The organism is Alphaproteobacteria bacterium US3C007 (assembly GCA_034423775.1).
In the GTDB taxonomy this organism is placed as follows: domain Bacteria; phylum Pseudomonadota; class Alphaproteobacteria; order Rhodobacterales; family Rhodobacteraceae; genus Thalassovivens; species Thalassovivens spotae.
Map to the genome: position 1 here is coordinate 26,065 of CP139918.1, position 20,561 is coordinate 46,625.

17 protein-coding genes and 1 pseudogene are annotated in these 20,561 nt (G+C 52.5%); 8 read left to right on the top strand and 10 right to left on the bottom strand.

What is annotated here, in order from left to right; genetic code table 11:
• Positions 1-111: 111 nt before the first annotated feature.
• A complete protein-coding gene (locus tag UM181_00160; GenBank protein WQC63063.1) occupies positions 112-1,305 on the top strand; it encodes an NAD(P)/FAD-dependent oxidoreductase in 1,194 nt (397 codons plus the stop codon).
• Between the two features lie 18 nt (positions 1,306-1,323).
• On the opposite strand, the gene murD is transcribed toward UM181_00160, so the two are convergent.
• The 9 genes from murD to UM181_00205 all read right to left on the bottom strand — a co-directional run bounded on the left by murD (position 1,324) and on the right by UM181_00205 (position 12,233).
• A complete protein-coding gene (murD, locus tag UM181_00165) occupies positions 1,324-2,715 on the bottom strand; it encodes a UDP-N-acetylmuramoyl-L-alanine--D-glutamate ligase (protein ID WQC63064.1) in 1,392 nt (463 codons plus the stop codon).
• A gap of 110 nt (positions 2,716-2,825) precedes the next feature.
• Positions 2,826-3,908 carry a phospho-N-acetylmuramoyl-pentapeptide-transferase gene (gene mraY, locus UM181_00170; GenBank protein ID WQC63065.1) on the bottom strand — a complete coding sequence of 361 codons (1,083 nt, stop codon included), beginning with the start codon at positions 3,906-3,908 and terminating at the stop codon, positions 2,826-2,828.
• Positions 3,908-5,323 (bottom strand): UDP-N-acetylmuramoyl-tripeptide--D-alanyl-D-alanine ligase, encoded by a 1,416-nt coding sequence (murF, locus tag UM181_00175; GenBank protein WQC63066.1) that lies wholly within the window; start codon positions 5,321-5,323, stop codon positions 3,908-3,910. The genes mraY and murF overlap by 1 nt, the downstream gene beginning before the upstream one ends.
• Positions 5,320-6,828 carry a UDP-N-acetylmuramoyl-L-alanyl-D-glutamate--2,6-diaminopimelate ligase gene (locus UM181_00180; GenBank protein ID WQC64794.1) on the bottom strand — a complete coding sequence of 503 codons (1,509 nt, stop codon included), beginning with the start codon at positions 6,826-6,828 and terminating at the stop codon, positions 5,320-5,322. The genes murF and UM181_00180 overlap by 4 nt, the downstream gene beginning before the upstream one ends.
• Before the next feature lie 48 nt (positions 6,829-6,876).
• Positions 6,877-8,691, bottom strand: a complete 1,815-nt coding sequence (locus UM181_00185) for a penicillin-binding protein 2 (GenBank protein WQC63067.1) — start codon at positions 8,689-8,691, stop codon at positions 6,877-6,879.
• Entirely contained in the window at positions 8,684-9,040 is a 357-nt protein-coding gene (locus UM181_00190; GenBank protein ID WQC63068.1) for a cell division protein FtsL, read from the bottom strand. Before UM181_00190 ends, UM181_00185 begins: the two co-directional genes overlap by 8 nt.
• Positions 9,037-10,023, bottom strand: coding sequence for a 16S rRNA (cytosine(1402)-N(4))-methyltransferase RsmH (gene rsmH, locus UM181_00195; protein WQC63069.1), 987 nt, complete (start codon positions 10,021-10,023; stop codon positions 9,037-9,039). Before rsmH ends, UM181_00190 begins: the two co-directional genes overlap by 4 nt.
• A gap of 11 nt (positions 10,024-10,034) precedes the next feature.
• Entirely contained in the window at positions 10,035-10,532 is a 498-nt protein-coding gene (gene mraZ, locus UM181_00200) for a division/cell wall cluster transcriptional repressor MraZ (protein WQC63070.1), read from the bottom strand.
• Between the two features lie 636 nt (positions 10,533-11,168).
• Positions 11,169-12,233 carry an Mrp/NBP35 family ATP-binding protein gene (locus tag UM181_00205; protein WQC63071.1) on the bottom strand — a complete coding sequence of 355 codons (1,065 nt, stop codon included), beginning with the start codon at positions 12,231-12,233 and terminating at the stop codon, positions 11,169-11,171.
• Positions 12,234-12,450: 217 nt separating this feature from the next.
• Here UM181_00205 and UM181_00210 point away from each other — a divergent pair, with 217 nt between their 5' ends.
• The 3 genes from UM181_00210 (at position 12,451) to UM181_00220 (ending at position 14,567) form a co-directional block, all read left to right on the top strand.
• On the top strand, positions 12,451-12,666 hold the full coding sequence (locus UM181_00210) for a DUF1127 domain-containing protein (protein ID WQC63072.1): 216 nt from the start codon (positions 12,451-12,453) through the stop codon (positions 12,664-12,666).
• A gap of 374 nt (positions 12,667-13,040) precedes the next feature.
• The gene (locus UM181_00215; protein WQC63073.1) at positions 13,041-13,415 is read left to right on the top strand and encodes a cyclic nucleotide-binding domain-containing protein; all 375 of its coding nucleotides are present in this window, start codon (positions 13,041-13,043) and stop codon (positions 13,413-13,415) included.
• A gap of 174 nt (positions 13,416-13,589) precedes the next feature.
• Complete coding sequence (locus UM181_00220; GenBank protein ID WQC63074.1) at positions 13,590-14,567, top strand: quinone oxidoreductase; 978 nt, start codon at positions 13,590-13,592, stop codon at positions 14,565-14,567.
• 187 nt (positions 14,568-14,754) lie between these two features.
• Here UM181_00220 and UM181_00225 read toward each other — a convergent pair.
• Positions 14,755-15,887 (bottom strand): annotated as a pseudogene (locus UM181_00225) (IS3 family transposase).
• Positions 15,888-16,500: 613 nt separating this feature from the next.
• On the opposite strand from UM181_00225, the gene UM181_00230 reads away from it, so the two are divergent.
• The 4 genes from UM181_00230 to UM181_00245 all read left to right on the top strand — a co-directional run bounded on the left by UM181_00230 (position 16,501) and on the right by UM181_00245 (position 20,527).
• Positions 16,501-17,127, top strand: coding sequence for a CBS domain-containing protein (locus tag UM181_00230; GenBank protein ID WQC63075.1), 627 nt, complete (start codon positions 16,501-16,503; stop codon positions 17,125-17,127).
• Positions 17,128-17,174: 47 nt separating this feature from the next.
• Complete coding sequence (lipB, locus tag UM181_00235) at positions 17,175-17,834, top strand: lipoyl(octanoyl) transferase LipB (protein ID WQC63076.1); 660 nt, start codon at positions 17,175-17,177, stop codon at positions 17,832-17,834.
• A gap of 185 nt (positions 17,835-18,019) precedes the next feature.
• The gene (locus UM181_00240) at positions 18,020-19,693 is read left to right on the top strand and encodes a cytochrome c oxidase subunit 1 (protein WQC63077.1); all 1,674 of its coding nucleotides are present in this window, start codon (positions 18,020-18,022) and stop codon (positions 19,691-19,693) included.
• Positions 19,694-20,005: 312 nt separating this feature from the next.
• Positions 20,006-20,527 (top strand): DUF2244 domain-containing protein, encoded by a 522-nt coding sequence (locus UM181_00245; GenBank protein ID WQC63078.1) that lies wholly within the window; start codon positions 20,006-20,008, stop codon positions 20,525-20,527.
• Positions 20,528-20,561 lie beyond the last annotated feature (34 nt).

Genomic DNA, 20,561 nt, shown 5'->3' on the forward strand with positions numbered 1-20,561 from the left:
CTTTGCCCCATTGATGGGATCTTGAGCCAAACATACGCAATATATTGTCTCAAGACCAGATAAAAAGCTTCACTCTTGTCAAACCGAGCAAAACCCTGCATCGGATCATCTATGCAATTTGATACACTCATAATCGGAGCAGGTGCGGCCGGCCTGATGTGCGCAACGCAGGCGCAGGGGCGGATTTTGGTGATCGATCACGCCAAAGCCCCCGGCGAAAAAATTCGCATTTCAGGCGGTGGTCGCTGCAACTTTACCAATCTTAACATTCAACCCGATCGGTTTTTATCCAATAATCCCCATTTTCACAAAAGTGCACTCAGCCGCTACACACAGTGGGATTTCATCAATTTGGTCGAAAAACATAAAATTGCCTATCATGAAAAAACGTTGGGCCAGCTGTTTTGCGACATTAGCGCCAAACAGATTATCACAATGCTCCTGGATGAGCTGGATGCGCGCGGCGCAGAGTTGTGGATAAACACGCGCCTAACAGCTCTTAACAAAACCGATCAGGGCTTTGCGTTAAACCTTGAGCGCGAGGGGCAACGATACGCCATAAGCTGCCGCAATTTGGTGATTGCCTGCGGTGGCAAATCTATTCCCAAAATGGGTGCCACCGGGCTGGCTTATGACATTGCGGCACAATTTCAAATGAACGTGACCAGAACGCGCCCGGCGCTGGTTCCATTGACCTTTGAGCCAGAGCACTTCAAGCCTTTGGCAGGCATTGCCATTGAAGCCCGCGTTTCAAACGCAAAGACCAGCTTTGACGAGGCGGTTCTTTTCACCCATCGCGGCCTGTCTGGGCCGGCAATATTGCAACTTTCCTCTTATTGGGAAGAAACCGAAGCGTTTGAGATCGATCTCTTTCCCAACAGTTCGATTTATGAGGCGTTGCGCGCACAGCGCCAACAAAAAGGCGCGCGAAACGTATCCACCATCTTGGCGGGGTTTATGCCGGCGCGCCTGTCTGATTTCATCGTGCAGGATCTGGGATTAACTGGAAATCTAGCCGATCAATCTGATAAAGCGCTTCATGCTTTGGCGCGGCAGCTTCATGCATGGCAGCTCAGGCCCGCCGGCAGCGAAGGCTATCGTACGGCAGAAGTCACCTTGGGCGGGGTGGACACAAACGGGCTGTCCTCAAAAACCATGATGAGCAAAACCGTATCCGGGCTTTATTTCATAGGAGAGGCTGTGGATGTCACAGGCTGGCTGGGCGGATATAATTTCCAATGGGCCTGGTCTTCAGGATGGGCCGCAGGGCAAGCGATTGCACATCAGCCCGAAGCGCCGCGCTGAATTCGGTTTTGACATCCGTTACAACGCCGCAACCTGTGCTACGAAATCTTCGCCGCGCTGCTCAAAACTTTTATATTGATCAAAGCTGGCCGCGGCTGGCGCCAGCAAAACCACATCCCCCGGTTGCGCTTGTGCATTGGCGGCCTTAACGGCCACATCCATTGTCTCACAAATTTCATAAGGGCAGGGCAACTGGGCCGCGAAGGCTGCCGCCTCGGCACCAATGACATAGGCTTTGCTCACAGCGCTTGCCGCGCCTTGCAACCCGTCTAAGCCGCCTTCTTTTTCTGCACCGCCGCAAATCCAACGTATATTTGCAAAAGCCATCAATGCTTTTTTGGCACTCTCAACATTGGTGGCTTTGCTGTCATTTACAAACCGCACCTGATTAATTTCAGCAACCAATTGTGATCGATGGGGCAAACCAGCGAAACTTGCCATCGCGGTTTCGATATTTTTAGGCGAGAGGCCCAGCGCGCGGCAAACCGCGTAGGCCGCGCAGGCGTTTTGATGGTTATGCGCTCCGGGAAGGGCGGCGTGTTGGCGTAAATCAAAAGCGGCAACCTGTCGGCCTTTGCGATATTCCGATAAGAACCCTTTGCGGGCAAACACCATCCACCCTGTCCCGGTTAATTTTCTGCAGGCCGATACTTGAAGCACGCTGTCATCATTGCGCCCTTGTTGCAGTTGCGCCGCCAAAAAGCGGCCCTCAGCATCATCAATGCCGATCACAGCCCGATCCGGCCCGCCTTCTGCGAAAAGCCGGCGCTTTGCCGCAAAATACCCGCCAAGCCCCCCGTGGCGATCAAGATGATCGGGGGATAAATTCGTAAAAACGGCAATATCGGGCGTTAAGCTGCGGGCAAGTTCGGTTTGATAGCTGCTCAGCTCCAAAACGATTACTTCGCCTGAGCGCGCCGGCTCAAGATCCATAACGCCGCGACCGATATTCCCCGCCAGCTGCGTGAGCATGCCGTTTTGCTCTAAAATATGATGGATCAGCGCGCATGTGGTGGATTTTCCGTTAGAGCCTGTCACCGCAACAATTTTGGCAGGGCGATCAAACTCATCCCACGCGCGCGTTGCAAAAGAGCGAAAAAACAAGCCGATATCATTATCAATGGTCACACCTGCAGCCTGCGCCGTAGCGATCACCGGATGCGGCTTTGGATAGAGATGCGCAATGCCAGGACTGACGATCAACAGGTCAATCTGCGTCCAATCTGCGCGCGCGCCCAAATCTTCTAAAATAAGATTTTGCGCCTCGGCGGCTTGACGCGCCGGCGCTTGATCATCCCACACGCGCACTTCAGCGCCACCAGCGCGCAACGCTAGCGCCGCGGTTAAACCCGAACGGCCCAGCCCGAGCACCGCTACGTTTTTGCCCGTCACACCCTGCGCTGGAATCATATTACACCCTTCTAACTGGCAATTATGCCCATAATTATCGCCTAAGCGGGATCTGACAAGCGGTTAAAACACGGGGCAACCCCCTCGCGAACATGCCCCCGGCAAAGGCGTTAGCGCACCTTTAAGGTCGCCAAACCAATCATCGCAAGAATCAGCGCAATAATCCAAAACCGGATCACGATTGTTGGCTCGGCCCATCCTTTTTTTTCGTAATGATGATGAATGGGCGCCATTAAGAACACCCGCCGACCCGTGAGTTTGAATGACAAGACCTGAATGATCACCGACAGCGCCTCAAGCACGAATAAACCCCCAATAATCGCCCAAACGATTTCATGTTTGGTGATCACTGCGATACTGCCCAGCGCGCCGCCCAAGGCCAAAGATCCAGTATCACCCATAAACACCGCTGCAGGCGGCGCGTTATACCACAAAAACCCCATGCCACCGCCGATCAATCCGGCGCAGAAAATTAGAATTTCGCCTGTTCCAGGCACATAATGAACATCAAGATAAGTGGTAAAATCGACCCGACCAACGGCGTAAGCGATCACGCCCAGCGCCCCTGCGGCGATCATAGCGGGCATAATTGCAAGCCCGTCGAGCCCATCGGTTAGATTGACCGCATTCGCCGAACCGACGATCACCAGCATCGCAAAGGGTAAGAATAAGAAACTGAAATTTACCAAAAGATTTTTAAAAACTGGCAAGGCAACCTGATATTGAAGCGGATCAGGATGAAAAGAGGTGGCAAGATAGGCCGCAATCGCCGCAATTGCAAAGCCCAAAGCCAACCGCAGCTTGCCCGGAACACCTGCCGCGGTTTGCCGGCTGACTTTTGCATAATCATCAGCAAAACCAATCAACCCGAAAGAAAAGGTTACAAAAAGCACAATCCAAACAAACCCGTTGTCAAGCCGCGCCCAAAGCAGAGTAGAGCTCAGCACGGCCAAAAGGATCAACAAGCCCCCCATCGTGGGCGTGCCCGCTTTGGCAAAATGCCCCTCTGGGCCATCGGCGCGAATGGGCTGCCCTTTGCCCTGACGGCGGCGCAACACATTGATCAAGGGCGGACCGAATAAAAAACCAAATATCAGCGCGGTGAAAAACGCTCCACCGGCGCGAAAGGTAATATAGCGGAAAAGGTTAAAAGCATCTCCGCCGTCTGACAGAGCTGTTAGCCAATACAGCATTATCGTTTCCTTTCCACCGGGCGCGCCGCGCAATCGGGTTCGAATTGGCTGATTATTTTGATCGCGTCAACCACTTGCCGCAAACCGCTGCTCAAAGAGGCCTTTACCAAAATGCAATCATCAGCCTGCAGCAAATCTTCAACACAGGCCGCCATCTCTTCGGCATTGGCAAAATGCTGCCCGCGCTTTTCCACCGGCAAGCTGCGATGCAAGGCCGCCATCAACGGGCCTGCCGTATGAATAAGGTCAACATTTTTTATGGCGGGCAGTCGCGCCAAGGCGCTGTGATGCGCCCGCTCATCCAGACCCAATTCTTTCATATCACCCAAAAAAGCCACCCGCCGGGATGACGTGGCTTGCGCCAAAACATCCAGCGCTGCCTGCATCGAGACAGGGTTTGCATTATAGGCATCATCGATCAATTCAACCGCGCCAAAGGACGCGTTCAACTGGTGGCGCAGCCCCCGACCTTCTGCAGGCTGCCACTGCGCCAGCGTTCGCGCTGCTTTTTCAACATCCGCGTTCAGTTTAGACAAGAGCGCCAACGCACCCAGCGCATTTAAGGCAAAATGCCGCCCCACCGTTTGCAGTTCAAACTTTAGGGATAAATCCCCAATACTGGCCATCACCTGCGTCAGGCCATTTTTTAAGCTCAGTTGCGCAATCCTGGCTTGCGCCGCACCGGTCCCGAACCAAAGGCTCTGGCATCCCTGTGCTGCGACCGCCTGCTCCATCACCGATATGCAGGGCGCTTCGGCATTTAAAACCGCATATCCTCGCGTAGAAAGGCCCTGCACGATCGCGGCTTTCTCACGCGCGATACCCTCAAGGCTTTCAAAGGCTGCCAAATGCGCCGGCGCCACTGTGGTGATCAAAGCCGCATCCGGGCGCACCAAACGCGCCAAAGGCGCAATTTCCCCTGGATTGCTCATGCCAATTTCAACCACTGCAAAAGCCGCGTCGCGCGGCAAGCTGGCCAAAGTTAAGGGCACGCCCCAATGATTGTTGTAACTGGCGTAAGAGGCATGGGTTTTGCCCTGAGCTTGCAGCATCACACGCAGCATTTCTTTGGTAGATGTTTTTCCCGCTGATCCAGTGATCGCGATCACCTGCGCCGCGCTGCGCTGGCGCGCCGCACGGGCCAACCCCTCAAGCGCAATTTGAACATCCTGAACATAAAGAAGGTTTTCATCGCTTAAAACATCTGCAGGTCGGCGCGAGACAAGTGCTGCTGAAGCGCCCTTTTGCAGCGCATCAGCAACGAAATCATGGCCATCGCGCTGATCCGCAAGCGCCACAAACAAATCCCCTGCCCGAAGGGTGCGGGTGTCAATCGAAACACCCTCAGCCTGCCACTTTCCAGCAGTCTTTCCGCCCGTAGCCAAAGCTGCGTCTTGTGCGCTCCATAAGCTCATACAAGCCCTCCATCCAGCGCGGCCACGGCCAAACTGGCCTGCTCAACATCATCAAAAGGCAAAATATCATCTCCGATCACTTGACCGGTTTCATGCCCTTTGCCAGCAATCAACAGCGCATCACCTGGCTTAAGCATATCAACCGCGCGCAAGATAGCTTCGGCGCGATCCCCCACTTCTTTTACCTGCGCTGGCTCTGACATGCCGCTGATCACCATTTTGCGAATTTCGCTTGGATCTTCGCTGCGCGGATTATCATCGGTCACAAACACAAAATCAGCCGCGCCTGCAGCCGCAGCCCCCATCAATGGCCGTTTGAAGGGATCGCGATCCCCGCCGGCCCCAATCACCGCCACCAGACGCCCCAAAACATGCGGTCTTAAAGCGGAAATAGCCTTTTCAAGCGCATCGGGTGTATGCGCATAATCGACAAAAACCAGCGCTCCATTTTCACGCTGCGCCGCCAATTCCATCCGGCCCCGCACGGTCGTGAGATGCTCTAAAGTCTCAAACACCGACGCAGCCTTTGCGCCGGCAGCAATCACCAAAGCCGCGGCCATCAGAACATTTTCAGCTTGAAATTTTCCACGCAGCGGCAGGCTGACAAGCCGCGGTATTTCCTGATAGGTAAATCGCATATCCTGCCCGGTGGCGGTAAAGCGCAAATTATCGATGCGGATATCAGCTTCGGGACAGTGCCCAATCGTGATCATCGCTTGATCTGATTGTTCAAGCCGCGCTGCCAGCTCAGCCAGCTTAGGATCATCAATATTTAAAACAGCGGGCTGATCTTGCAGTAACAGCCGATCAAATAAACCCGTTTTGGCGCTAAAATAATCCTCAAAATCTTTGTGATAATCCAAATGATCTTGCGTGAAATTGGTAAAGCCTGCAGCGCAAAGTTTCACCCCGTCCAGCCGGCGCTGCTGCAAACCGTGGCTGGAGGCTTCAATTGCCGCATGCGTCACCCCGGCCAACGCCGCTTTTGCCAAAAGCGATTGCAAAAGAAGTGCATCCGGGGTGGTGTGAGATAGCGGCGCCGTAAACGCCCCTTGCACACCATTGGTGCCCAGATTGATGGCCTGACAATCAAGCTCTGTCCAAATTTGTCGGCAAAAATGCGTCACGGATGTTTTTCCATTGGTGCCGGTCACCGCAACAATCTTTTGTGGCTGCGCCTCAAACCAAAGGGCCGCGGCAGATGCAAGCGCGGCGGCCGGATCCTCAACAACCACCATCGCGACCGATATCTCTGCCAAAGATTGGCGCATAAGAGCGTGACCGTCTTGGTCGGTCAGAACTGCAGCTGCTCCATGCTCAATCGCTTGCGCTGCAAATTCAGCCCCGTGGCTTTGCGTGCCAGGCAAAGCGATGAACAGGCCCCCCTCCTGCACCAGCCGGCTGTCAATAAACAGCCCCGAAAGTGGCTTTGAAAATGGCCTTAAAGCGGTGAGACCCAGCTCAGCCAGGGATTTCAACGCAGCGCCCTCAGCATCCGAAGACATCGTCGGGTTTGAAAACCAAGACACCGGACCATAGGTCTGCGCCCTCCCTTAATTACTGGATGCGAAGGTTATAGCAGCCTGTGGCTGGGTTTCAATCTGCGGGCGCAGCCCCAAAAGCGGTGCGATGCGGGCAATCAGCTCACTGGCAACGGGAACGGCCGTCCAACCGGCGGTTCGGCGGGGCTTTTTGCCCGAGCGTTCTTCTGGCTCGTCAAGCGTTACGACCAACACATATTTAGGATTATCTGCCGGAAAAACCGAAGCAAACGTGGCCAAGACCTTATCCTTGTAATAGCCGCCACGCGGGTTTGGCTTATCAGCTGTGCCCGTCTTACCAGCAACCGCGTAGCCCGGCAGTCGGGCAAAGGAAGCCGTGCCCTGCTTGCCGTGCACAACTTCGCGCAACATAGCCAAAGACGCGCTGGCCACCTCTGGTGAGATCAGCCGTTCTTTTTCACCAGAGCGCGGCGCATCAAACAAGGTTGGCTGCACTTTAAATCCGCCATTGGCGATGGTGGCATAAGCACTGGCCAGATGCAGCGGCGTCGCCGAAAGGCCATGGCCATAAGAAATCGTCATCGCGGAGAGCTCGGACCATTTTGGAGGCAAAATTGGTTTGCCACCGCTGGCTTCAATCATCTCAAACGGGATTGGCGTCAGCAGACCAAGCTGCCCCAAAAAGATCTGTTGGCGCTCGGCGCCGATCAACTGTGCAATCCGCGCCGTTCCGATATTACTTGAACGGATGATGATATCTGCCACTGACAGCTCTTTATCAAGATAATGGTGGTCACGGATGGAAAACCGGCCCCACCGAATAGGGCCTCGAATATCGATAATGGTTTGCGGGTTAACCAGCCCAAGCTCCATCGCTTGCGCTGCGGCAAAAATCTTAAACGTAGAGCCTAACTCATACACGCCCTGAACGGCGCGATTGAACAAAGGGCTGTCGGCAGCTTGCCCCTGAACCGGCGGCGCCGGGCGATCATTGGGATCAAAATCGGGCAAAGACGCCAATGAAATCACTTTTCCGGTCTCAACTTCCATGAGCACCGCCGCCGCGCCTTTAGCATTCATTAATTGCATACCGCCCCATAAAACCTGTTCGGTTGCGGCCTGAACCGATAAATCAATCGATAATTTCAGAGCTGTGGCGGATTGGCTGGGATCACGCAAACGCGCATCATAAGATTTTTCTACACCCGCAACGCCCACAACCTCGGCCGAATGCACGCCCTCGCGGCCAAAGCTGGTGCCCCCCAAAATATGCGCGGCCAAGTTTCCATTGGGATAAAGCCGCATTTCACGGGGCCCAAACCGCAACCCCGGATCGCCAATATCATGCACCCGCTGCATTTGCTCTGGGCTTATCTTTTTCTTAATCCATAAAAACTTTCGCCCATCTGTGAAACTTTTAGACAGTTTTTCCGCGTCTAAATCGGGAAAAATACGCGCCAAAGCCTGCGCCGTGCCGGCCGCATCCACCAGATGCGGGGTTTCAACGTATAAGGAATGGGTTTCCATATTGGTCGCAAGAATGCGGCCCTTGCGATCCACGATATCGGCCCGTTGCGCCACAATTGACAGGCCCAAATCTTGCGCGGTGGGCTCAGTCGGCTCAGCGCTGGATAACATGCCAATACGCACAACCAATACCGCATATAAGCACAAGAAAATCCCCCCCAGCACCAGCATACGCCCCTGCGCCGTGAGGCGGGATTTATCGCGCGTTGCAAGATGCCGCGCCTTGATATTGTCTTGTTCGATTTGGCGCGTATCTTCGCCACGCGCCCGCGCCGGCAAAATCTGACTGAGCGGACGCAATGGGCTGCGCAGTCCCGAAAATTGGCTGAAATCAGTCACGTTCCACCGACCTTTCCGCCACATCAACCGGATCAACCAGCAATAAATTAAAGCTGGGCAAAAGCGGGTAGGAAACATGCTCAACAATGCCAAAATGATCCGCACGCAAAGGCAATAATTGCAACCGATCAAAGTTCAGATTGGCCAAATCTTGTAACCGCTCGGGCCGATTTTGATAGGCCCATTCGGCTTTTAAAATGGCCAAGCGGGCCCGCTGCTTGCCTATTTCAGCCTGCAACTGCTCGGTGTGAGTTATGGCCGCTTGCGTTTTTATGTTTTCCGTATAGGCCCAATAGGCCAACGCGATCACAGCGCTTGCCGTGGTGATATAAAGAAAACTGCGCATCATAGCGGCAAATCCATGAGCGGCATTCCCAAATCCGAGGGTTTAACAACCCCGCCCGCCGCGCTGTCGGTGCGCCGCGCAATTCGTAACTTCGCAGAGCGTGCGCGGGGGTTTTGTGCAATTTCTTCGGGCGTTCCCAAAATTGGCTTGCGCGAAACCAATTCAAATTGGATGGGCAATGGCGCGCTATGCGGCGCGTAACGATTGTTTGAGCCTGCACGGCCCGCGCGCATTTGGAAAAAACGTTTAACCATGCGGTCTTCAATTGAATGAAAGCTCACAACGCAAAACAAACCGCCTGCCCGTAACGCACGCTCGCCTGCAAGCAAGCCTGCGAAAAGCTCACCATATTCATTATTCACTGCGATGCGCAGCGCCTGAAAGCTGCGCGTCGCCGCGTGGGATTGCCCAGGTTTGGTGCGCGGCAGCGCCTTTTCGATTAGCTGCGCCAGATCCAACGTGGTTTTAAAAGCGGCGTCACTGCGGCGTTGCACAATCGATTTGGCAATTCTGCGACTGGCGCGTTCTTCTCCGTATAAATATAGCAGATTGGCAATATCGGCTTCGGGCAAACCATTCACCAAATCAGCCGCGCTGGGGCCCGACTGGCTCATCCGCATATCCAGCGGGCCATCGCGCATGAATGAAAACCCCCGCTCAGCCTGATCAAGCTGCATGGAAGAGACCCCAAGGTCCAAAACGATCCCATCCAGCTCTTGCGCATAGTCATCAAGCTTCGAAAACAAGCCCGGAATAAACTCTAAACGGCTTTGCAAAGCCGTCGGCCAAGCCCGCGGCAGATCAAAAACCGCAGGATCGCGATCCACCGCAAAAACCTTTTCAGCCCCGGCCTCTAACAGCGCACGCGTATAGCCGCCGGCGCCAAAAGTACCGTCCAACCAGCGGCCCGAAACCGGAGCGATCTGCGAAAGGATTTGCTCGATCAGAACCGGTATATGAGGCTTGTCTGACTGTGCAATCGCCACAGATGCTACCCTCACCCTTCCTGACCGCCATCCAAAAAGCTTAGCGGATCAAAATCATCGGGCTGGTCGCTCAACCACGCCTCGGTTTTGGCCTGATCCTCGCTGTAGCTGTCAGGGTTCCAAATTTGAAACGTGTCACCGGCGGCGATAAAATAAGCCTCGCCCTCAACCGCAATTTTCTGACGCAACTTGGCAGGCAAGACCAAACGACCCGTCTCATCAACAGAGGTAGGATGGCTTTGTCCGTGAAATAACCGCTCCAGCGTTTTTCGCCCCACCGATCCGCGCGGCAATTGATCAATTTTACGATCCACCTCTTCGATGGCCTCAACCGTATAACATTCCAGAAAGGGTCGGCGCGCATCGCCGTAGACAATGACCAATTCGGGGGGCAAGCCTTCTTGCCAATTGGGATCGCAGGCTTGGATCACGCGGCGAAATAGCGCCGGGATTGACACCCTGCCCTTCGCATCGATCTTATGCAGACTTTCGCCTCTAAATCTTCGCATTCGCGCCCAACGCCTTTCCCCAACACCCTTTAAAACAAAGCGGCGGATCAGGAGACATACACCCAATCCGCCAATCTTGCTCCGCGGGGCGGAAACGTCCGGCGGCGCAGACCTGGGGGGGGAGAACGTGAGCGCGCCGGACATCTTGCTGCGGTAAAGTCGGGGCCTGCATGAAACCTGCCAAAGGAATTCGGATCTTAGCGTCCGTATTTTGATATCCCGCTTTACCTATGGCCATTGATGCCATGTCAGTCGCCTTATATCAAGAAAAATTTGGGATTTTATGGTAAATTATGGGAAAATAATACAAGTTGAAATTGAGACTCAAAACAGATCACCCAAATCCTCCCACATAGTGTATGCACCATATAAAAAAATACTAAATGTAGATTTATTTGTGAGGGAAGCATAACGTGCAAAAATCCGCCCTCACGGTTCAATTCCCACAATTTTGCAGAAGAACTGGTAGAGTTTCTTGAATAGACAGATATATTTCGAGCTTTCTGACGAAAAAATTGCGATAGATAGGCCTCAAATAGACACTTCCCACGAATTCCCAATTCTTGTGGAATTTGCGTTCTTTAAGGCCCCAGCGCCGTTAAGCTTTCGTGCAAGGCCCTGCGCAAACACGCCCAATCAGGCCATACCGCCTTGTACAAGACGTGCGGCCAACGCCCCATAGGCTTCGGCCACCGGGCCAGTGCCCGCCGCGACGGGACATCCCGCATCGCCCGCTGTGCGCGTCTCAAGATCGATCGGCAATGCCGCCAAGAGCGGAAGATTGAGCGCCTCGGCCTCTTTTGCCACGCCGCCATGCCCAAAAATTTCACTGGGTTCCCCGCAATGTGGGCAATGAAACACCGACATATTTTCGATCAGCCCAAGCACGGGTGTTTTCAATGTGGAAAACATATCCAGCGCTTTGCGCGCATCTATCAGCGCAACATCCTGCGGCGTTGACACCACAATCGCCCCGCTGACTTCTGATTTTTGGCACAGCGTCAGCTGCACATCGCCGGTTCCAGGCGGAAGGTCAACGATCAAAACATCTAGCTCCCCCCAGGCCACTTGTGAAATCATTTGCTGCAAGGCGCCCATTAGCATCGGCCCACGCCACACAATCGCTTTGTCAGGGTCAAGCATCAGGCCAATCGACATCATCGTCACCCCATGGGCCTGGAGCGGTATAATGGTTTTACCATCCGGGCTGGCCGGGCGCTGTTGCACCCCCATCATACGCGGCTGCGATGGCCCATAAATATCCGCATCCAACAAGCCCACGCGGCGGCCCTGCTTGGCCAAAGCAACCGCCAAATTTGACGAAACGGTGGATTTTCCTACCCCCCCCTTTCCAGAGGCGATGGCCAGAATGCGCGCCACACCCGCCGGCTTCATCGGCGCCGCCTGCGGCTTGGGGTGGCCCCCAATTTTCAATTGAGGCGGCTCGGGCTTTTCGGCAGCGCCACTATGTGCGGTTAAAATGACGCTGGTTTTATTGACACCGGCCAAGGCGGTAACGGCCTCAACCGCTTGCTGCCGCAGCGACTCTAGCGCGCCGGCCACCGCAGCAGATGGGGCTTCGATCACAAATTGTACATGGCCCTCGTCGATCGTGAGCGCCCGCACCATATCAAGCGCGACGATAGATTGGCCGTTTGGCATCTTAATTTTGTCTAATTCTTGAATAATTTGATCGCGCATGTTCTTGCCTTTCATCGCTTTCCAGCCGACATGCCGAATTTAGAATAAACATGCAAGCCGGATCATATATCCGCCTGCGCGACTTAGCGCCCCAACCCCAATCATGCAAATGCTGCATAGCGGCATTGCAGGCTTATCTATTGTGCAATCGCAGAATAAATTTATCTCTCTTATCACCAGAGACGCAGAGACAACTCTTCTCATAAAGGATAATAATATGGCTTACACAGCTGACAGTTCATTTGCCAAACCAGCCGCATTTGGCGGCATTTTCGCAGCCCTCAACAAACTGACCGAAGCAATGCAGCGTCGGCGGGTTTACCGCACAACCGTGAACGAGCTAAGCGCGTTAAGCGATCGCGATCTCTCCGATTTAGGGGTAAGCCGCGCGTCAATTCGCCGTTTAGCACTGGACGCGGCCAACGCGCTTTAAAAGGCAACTCGAAAATCCCTACCTCCCAAGGGTTTTCGATCTTCGGCGGCTGCTCTTGTCCTCCCACAAGCGCGGCCGCAACTATATTAAGGGGCTGCGCGCAGCGGCACCTTTTGCAGCTTCGCGCGTGGCGGCGCGTCACAAAAACAACGCAGGTCTTGCCATCGCCCTGCCACGCTTCGTCCCGGTCCAATGGACGGCTCCGCCTGCTAAAGTTCGGTTGGTCTCTATTGCTAAAATATACATGTCGTCAAAATTAACCCTTGATCTACGGTAAAAATTCGCTTTCGCTGAAAGCAGAAGCGCGCATATTTAGGCAAAACTGCAAAGATTGGCCGGCGCATGTCTTCTTAAATTATGATAGGATATCTCGCATGGCTGTCTTCTTTAACTTTAAGGCCGGACAAACAATTTACAAAGCCTCCACGATGCCCGACGGCGCCTATATCGTGCATTCGGGCGAGGTGGATCTCGTATCGCCCGGCCATATGCATCTGACCACATTGCACGCGGGCGAAATTTTTGGCGAAATTGGTCAATTGCTCGACGAACGGCGAACGGTGAATGCCATTGCGCGTACCGATTGCATTTTAACGCATGTCTCTTCGGCAGTGCTGACCCAAAAAATGGAAAAAGTAGACCCCGCAATTAAGGGCATTATTCGCGCCTTGGCAACCCGCCTGACCGAAGCCAATAGCACGAATGAAAAGATCTGGAGCGAACTTCAGATGTATAAATCCTTAACCTGACGGGGCGGATCAGACCCGCAAGCGGGCGCGGCGTTGAGCTTTTAAATACGAACAAAAAGCACTCACTTTTGAAATAAACCGCACCCCTGCCCGTGAACAGCCTTGCCGCGGGATGGTTATGGGCGCTGGCTATGCTAGATAAGAGGGCGTAATCGCAAAAAAAGAGACCTCAGGATGAGCAAAAAAATCATAATAGAAGAATTTGGCGGGGCCGATCAATTAAAGGTCATCCAAGAACAGGTTGGTGAGCCGGGGCCGAATGAAGTGCGCATTGCGCATAAAGCCTGCGGCTTGAATTTCATCGACATCTATCAGCGCACGGGGCTTTACCCGATGCCCCTGCCGCATACATTGGGCACAGAAGCCGCCGGCCTTGTTGACGCGGTTGGCAGCAATGTCACGCATCTGAACGCGGGCGATCGGGTCGCCTATGCGTTCAACGCCCCTGCCGGCGCCTATTGTGAAATGCGCGTTATGCCCGCAGATCAGGTTTGCGTTTTGCCTGACTCGATCAGCTTTGAAGAAGGCGCTGCAATGATGCTGAAAGGCCTGACGGTTCAATATCTTTTCCACCGCACCACGCCCTTAAAAGCCGGCGATACAGTTTTGTTCCACGCGGCGGCGGGCGGGGTGGGCTTGATCGCCTGCCAATGGGCAAAATCTGAAGGAATCACGTTGATCGGCACTGCAGGCAGCGATGAAAAATGCCAACATGCGCTGAACCACGGCGCGGCACATTGTATAAATTATCAACGTGAAGACTTTCCAAACGAGGTTCGAAAACTGACCAACGGCCTAGGCGTTGATGTGGTGATGGACTCGGTCGGAGCAGATACATTTGACAAGTCTCTCGCCTGTTTGAAACCATTCGGGATGATGATCACATTCGGCAATTCATCTGGAAAGACCCCCCCGTTCGACCTAGCGCAGCTTGCGCCGCTTGGATCGTTGAAAATTACCAGACCCTCAGTTTTCACCCATATCGCGCAGCATGAAACCTGCCAAACCATGGCGCGACATTTATTCGATAAAGTCACCACAGGTGCGGTAAAGATCCGGATTGACCAACGCTTCGCCTTGCAGGATGTTGCCGCCGCGCATCGGTCGCTGGAAAGCCGCCAAACAACGGGCAGCACGGTGCTCACAATCTAAACCCAACACCGGTCAACCTGAAACCGCGCCTGTAACAAAATATAAACCCAGCGCATCGAACCTATACTTTTGAATTAAATTATAATCAAAGGTATATTTTTGGTGTTATTTCCTGTAGAAAGGCCCTTCAACATATTCGGAGGTTCTTATGAAACGCATGCGGAGTAAACAGCTGTTGTCTAGCCCCCTATACTCGCCCATTGAGTTTTGGTTTCTCTAATAAGGTTTCTGGGACGGGTGGGCGCATGTTTAATGCGTGATGAGGTCTGATCTGGTTGTATTGCCTGAGCCAAACATTGATAGCGACCTGGGCTTGCCGTGTGGTGTGGAACCATTCAGCGTTTAGCACTTCTTTTCGCAAGGTGCCGTTAAAGCGTTCGTTGTATCCATTTTCCCAAGGGCTGCCCGGATAGATTTGCATTGGTTTGATACCGATCCTCTTCAGCCAGTCCTGTAGATGCGTGGCAATGAACTCGGGTCCGTTGTCAGAGCGAATAAACTCTGGCTTACCATGTTTAATCAGCAGCGGGTGCAGTGTCTCCAAAACGTCGTTCGCATTCATTTTGGATCGCACTGCCACGTAGAGCGCTTCACGGGTATATTCATCTAGAACCGTGAGCATTTTATAGCTGCACCCATTGCTAAGCTTATCGTGCACAAAGTCGATCGCCCAAATATGGTTGGGATGTGTGGGCCGCAGCCTGATGATGGAGCTGTCTTTGTGATAAAGCCGTTTGCGCTTCTTGTGCCGGCGCGGCAGCTGTAAACCTTCTTCGTTCCATAAGCGCTCGATCCTCTTGTGGTTAACACGCCAGCCTTCCATGCGCAGCAGGGCTGTGACTTTCCTATAACCATACCACCCATACTGTTTGGCCAGCCGGATCATCGCCAAGCGTAGTTTGGTATCATCTACTTGTTTGGCTTGATAGCGCAGACTTGAGCGGGCTACATCCAGAACAGCGCAAGCACGCCGCTCAGAAATATCCAGCTTTTGACGCGTATGAATAACAGCCTGACGAAGCTGAGCCCGCGTCAGGCCCGTGGCTTTAGATGATCAAGGCTCTCCTTCAGGATCACCTTGTCTAACTGCAAGTCAGCGACGATCTTCTTCAAGCGCTCGTTTTCTTTCTTGAGCGATTTCATCTCTGAAACCTGTGAACGAGAAAGGCCTCCAAACTTCTTACGCCAGTAATAATAACTCTTATCTGAAATCCCAGCTTTGCGACACGCACTCACAACGTCCAAACCATCGTGCAAATGAACATCAATCTCGCGCAATAACTTCAACACATCTTCATCAGAATAACGCTTCCGAGCCATGTTTCCTTACTCCCTATGCCAAAATATACTGGCACAGTTCTAGGGGGCTAAGACACTCTGCGGAAACCGGATCCAAAGAAATATTTATCTCTGCAAAGGATTTAATCGGCGTCCCGGGCATAGAAATCGCAATCGACCTGACCGAAATCACCTATTGGCATTTTATCTGCGATCAACATCAAGTGGTGTTTGCAGAAGGTGCCGCGTCCGAAAGCTTGTATACCGGGCCAGAGGCATTAAAGATGCTTGGCGCGGAAGCGCGCGCAGAAATATACCAGATATTCCCGCAACTTCGCGACGCCCCGCCCCACTATGCTCCAAAACCCGCCCGTCCGATCTTGTCGCAGGAGGATAGTAAATCACTTATTTTTCGGCATTATCGCTCGCGGACTGCGCTTTGCCGCCAAAATTCGGACGCTGGCATGCGCCCCGTTTAACCCAACTCTAAACGTTCGCACTTAATCTCAAACAAATCTTTCTTGCCTCGTTTTTCAGCAGGGGTAGAGGTATATCCGTAATTGCCGGGGGAAGCCAAAGACCGCGCCGTATTATGCGTTGATTAGCAGGATGTGGCGTGTATTCTATTGCAAAGAAAGTGCAAGAGGGCGGCCCTATGAAGATCAAAGACTATTTTGCCGAAAAACGCAGCAGAGTTGCAGATTGGTATACGCAAGATACATCGGATATCCCGTTATACTGCAAAGTAACCGATAAAGTTTTGGATATGATCGTCACTTTATCCGATCCGCGCGAAGCCAGCCTTGCCGTGGTCGACGAAAATAACCACGTGGTCGGCATCGTCACCGGGCGCGATATCGTTTTATATATGGGCACGCATCGCGTGATCGAAGAAAACCTTACCGTAGATGCCCTTATGACGGCAAATCCCAAAACGGGCACGCCGGAGATGCTGTGCATAGACGCCTTGAAAATAATGATCGAGGGGCGTTTTCGTAACCTTCCGATCGAAGTTGATGGCAAATTCGTTGGAATCCTTTCAATATTAGCGGCTGCAAAAGGCCGTTTGATGGAAACCATGGCGAAGAATACAGAAGCCTATGAATCACTAAAGTCGCTCAGCGATGGCATGCCAGAAATAGATATCGAGAATACGACACAAGACGCGTTTAAATTAGTTTCTGACAGCAAGACGCCATTCGTTTCCGTTAAAGAAAACAATGAAATCATCGATTTTTTGATGGATTATGATTTAAGACGCCTTTGGTTGAAAAAACAGTGACCCAAAGGTAGATTTGCCAAAATAGCAAATCAAAATCATAAGAGACAATGCTGCCGATTGAATGGAACATTAGCGATGGGCTGACAGGGTACCTGCAGGCTGTTCAGGTTATGGAGACGCGCGCCGATGCTATCGCTAAAGGCGATGCGCCGGAAGCCATTTGGTTGGTTGAACACCCCGCGCTTTACACTGCGGGGACCAGCGCCAATCGCGAGGATTTGATTGACGCGAACAGATTTCCTGTGTTCAGCAGCAAACGCGGCGGGCAATATACATATCATGGGCCGGGCCAGCGGGTTGTCTATGTGATGCTCGATTTAAACCGGCATGGCAAGGATGTGCGCGCATTCGTACAAAAGCTAGAGCGGTGGGTAATCTCCACATTGGCCTGCTTTAACGTGCAAGGAGCCATTCGCGACGGTCGTATTGGCGTGTGGGTTGATCGACCGGAAAAGCCGTTAACGCCGGCAGGATTGTGCCAAGAAGATAAAATAGCCGCGATCGGGATACGGCTTCGAAAATGGGTCTCGTTTCACGGGCTCTCGATCAATGTTGATCCCGATTTATCGCATTTCGAGGGGATCATACCCTGCGGCATTCGCGAGCATGGCGTGACAAGTTTGGTGGATCTTGGGCTTCCCGTAAGCATGGCGGATCTTGATATGGCTCTGAAAGACCAGTTTGAAAAACAGTTTTTGACACCCTAAACGCATCAGAAAGCGGGCCCACCGCAGGCATGACAACACAGCCCGGATAAGGCCGCGTCATTTTTTCCCACCCTGCGGCAAAGTCATACATTGCCGAGCCCGCAAATGCGCATTAAAAGCAAGCCTAAGCCAAGGGATTATCAAACTGTTTAATTCCACCACAATAACTCAATTAGGAGGCAATTATGGCAGATGCAGCCATTCATGGCCACGAACATGAAGATCAACGAGGGTTTTTCACGCGTTGGTTCATGTCTACGAATCATAAAGACATCGGAATCCTGTACCTGATCACATCGGCATTTGTTGGATTCGTATCGGTTGCCTTCACCGTTTATATGCGGCTTGAATTGATGGATCCGGGCGTTCAATATATGTGCCTCGAAGGCGCACGGATGTTTGCAGATGCATCCACCCCTTGTACTCCGAACGGCCACCTTTGGAATGTTTTGATCACTGGTCATGGTATTTTGATGATGTTTTTCGTGGTTATTCCGGCGTTATTTGGCGGATTTGGTAACTACTTCATGCCCTTGCAAATTGGTGCACCGGATATGGCATTTCCGCGCATGAACAACCTTTCTTTCTGGCTTTATGTGGCCGGTACGACGCTGGCGATCTGCTCGGTTTTAGCGCCAGGCGGCAATGATCAACTGGGCTCTGGTGTGGGCTGGGTTCTGTATCCACCGCTCTCGGTGAACGAAGGCGGTATGTCGATGGATCTGGCGATCTTTGCGGTGCATGTCTCGGGCGCCTCTTCCATTCTGGGTGCGATCAATATGATCACCACTTTCTTGAATATGCGTACCCCCGGGATGTCGCTGTTCAAAGTGCCGCTGTTTTCATGGTCAATCTTCGTGACAAGCTGGCTGATATTGCTGTCGCTTCCGGTTCTTGCTGGCGCGATCACCATGTTGTTGACGGATCGTAACTTTGGCACAACCTTCTTTGATCCTGCCGGTGGCGGAGACCCAATATTGTACCAGCATATTTTGTGGTTCTTTGGACATCCAGAGGTTTACATTATCATCCTTCCCGGATTTGGCTTGATTAGCCACGTAATCGCAACCTTTTCGCGCAAGCCCGTATTTGGCTATTTGCCCATGGTATGGGCGATTATCGCGATTGGTGCTTTGGGGTTTGTTGTCTGGGCGCATCACATGTACACCGTCGGCATGTCGCTGACTCAGCAATCCTATTTTATGCTGGCCACTATGGTGATCGCGGTGCCCACAGGCGTTAAAGTGTTCAGTTGGATCGCCACCATGTGGGGCGGATCGATTGAATTCAAAACGCCAATGCTATGGGCGTTTGGCTTCTTGTTCCTGTTCACAGTGGGCGGGGTCACCGGCATTGTTCTGGCGCAAGCGGGCGTAGACAGAGCGTATCATGACACGTATTACGTGGTGGCACATTTCCACTATGTGATGAGCCTTGGTGCCGTGTTCACCATCTTTGCCGGGATTTACTACTATTTCGGTAAGATGACAGGGCGCGCTTATCCTGAATGGGCTGGTAAGTTGCATTTCTGGATGATGTTTATCGGTGCAAACCTGACATTCTTTCCCCAGCACTTCTTAGGCCGTCAGGGTATGCCACGTCGCTATATCGACTATCCGGAAGCCTTTGCCTATTGGAACCAATGGTCGAGCTGGGGGGCATTCCTGTCTTTCGCCTCGTTCATCTTCTTCTTTGGTATCATTGCCTATTCGCTGCTGCGCGGGGCGAAAGTGACCGAGAATAATTATTGGAACGAATATGCTGATACGCTGGAATGGACGCTTCCCTCACCGCCTCCAGAGCACACGTTCGAAATCCTGCCGAAGCAGGAAGAATGGGACAAAGCCCCTAGCCATTAACAAAAATGGGCTGATATTGGTGCGATCGCGCCTCGAAAAGAAACACCCCTCGCCTTTGCTTATATAAGCTCAAAAGGCGAGGGTTTTTTGTATCAAATGCGATGGTAAATGGCCCATATAAAGTGATCGCTTCTATTAGAACGGGCGAATGATCCAAGCCCCCATATGGCAATTTACGAAGACGGCCCGTTTTGTAGATAAAAACGCGCTAAATAAACGCATTTAAATGGATTTTTTAAACGCAAATCCGGCCAGACCCTTTTCTTTGCATATACGCGCAATAACTTGGAAGGTGAGAGGTGGGTAGGTAAAATGCCATATATTTGGTTAGAACAGACAGAGGATAAAGCGCAGGCCAGCTTAGAGCTGTGGCCGCATCGCTCTTTGCCGCCACAGGGCTTTGCCGCTTTCATCATGACGACCTTCATCTTGATTACGCTTCCGCTTTACGCTTTGCTGGGTACAAAACTCTTTTGGGCCCTACTCCCCTTCTTAATGCTCACCGTTTGGGCGATCTGGTGGGCGTTGCGGCGCAACTATTTTGACAGCCAGATATTAGAGCAATTGAGCTTCACCGCCGATAATTTGCGCTTGGTGCGCCAAGAGCCAAAAGGCGAGATTAAATCATGGGAGTGTAACGGATATTGGGCACAGGTGCATTTATACGGCACCGAAGGACCGCTTCCCAATTACGTGACCCTAAGCGGAAATGGAAGAGAGGTTGAAATAGGAGCTTTTTTAAGCGAAGACGAACGCAAATCTCTTTTTAAAGAATTAAAGTCTGCCCTGGCCAACTATCACAATCCTGAAAGAAGCGCACACGATCCTGTGTAACCTGAATATGACAAACAATATGCTTATGCAGCCA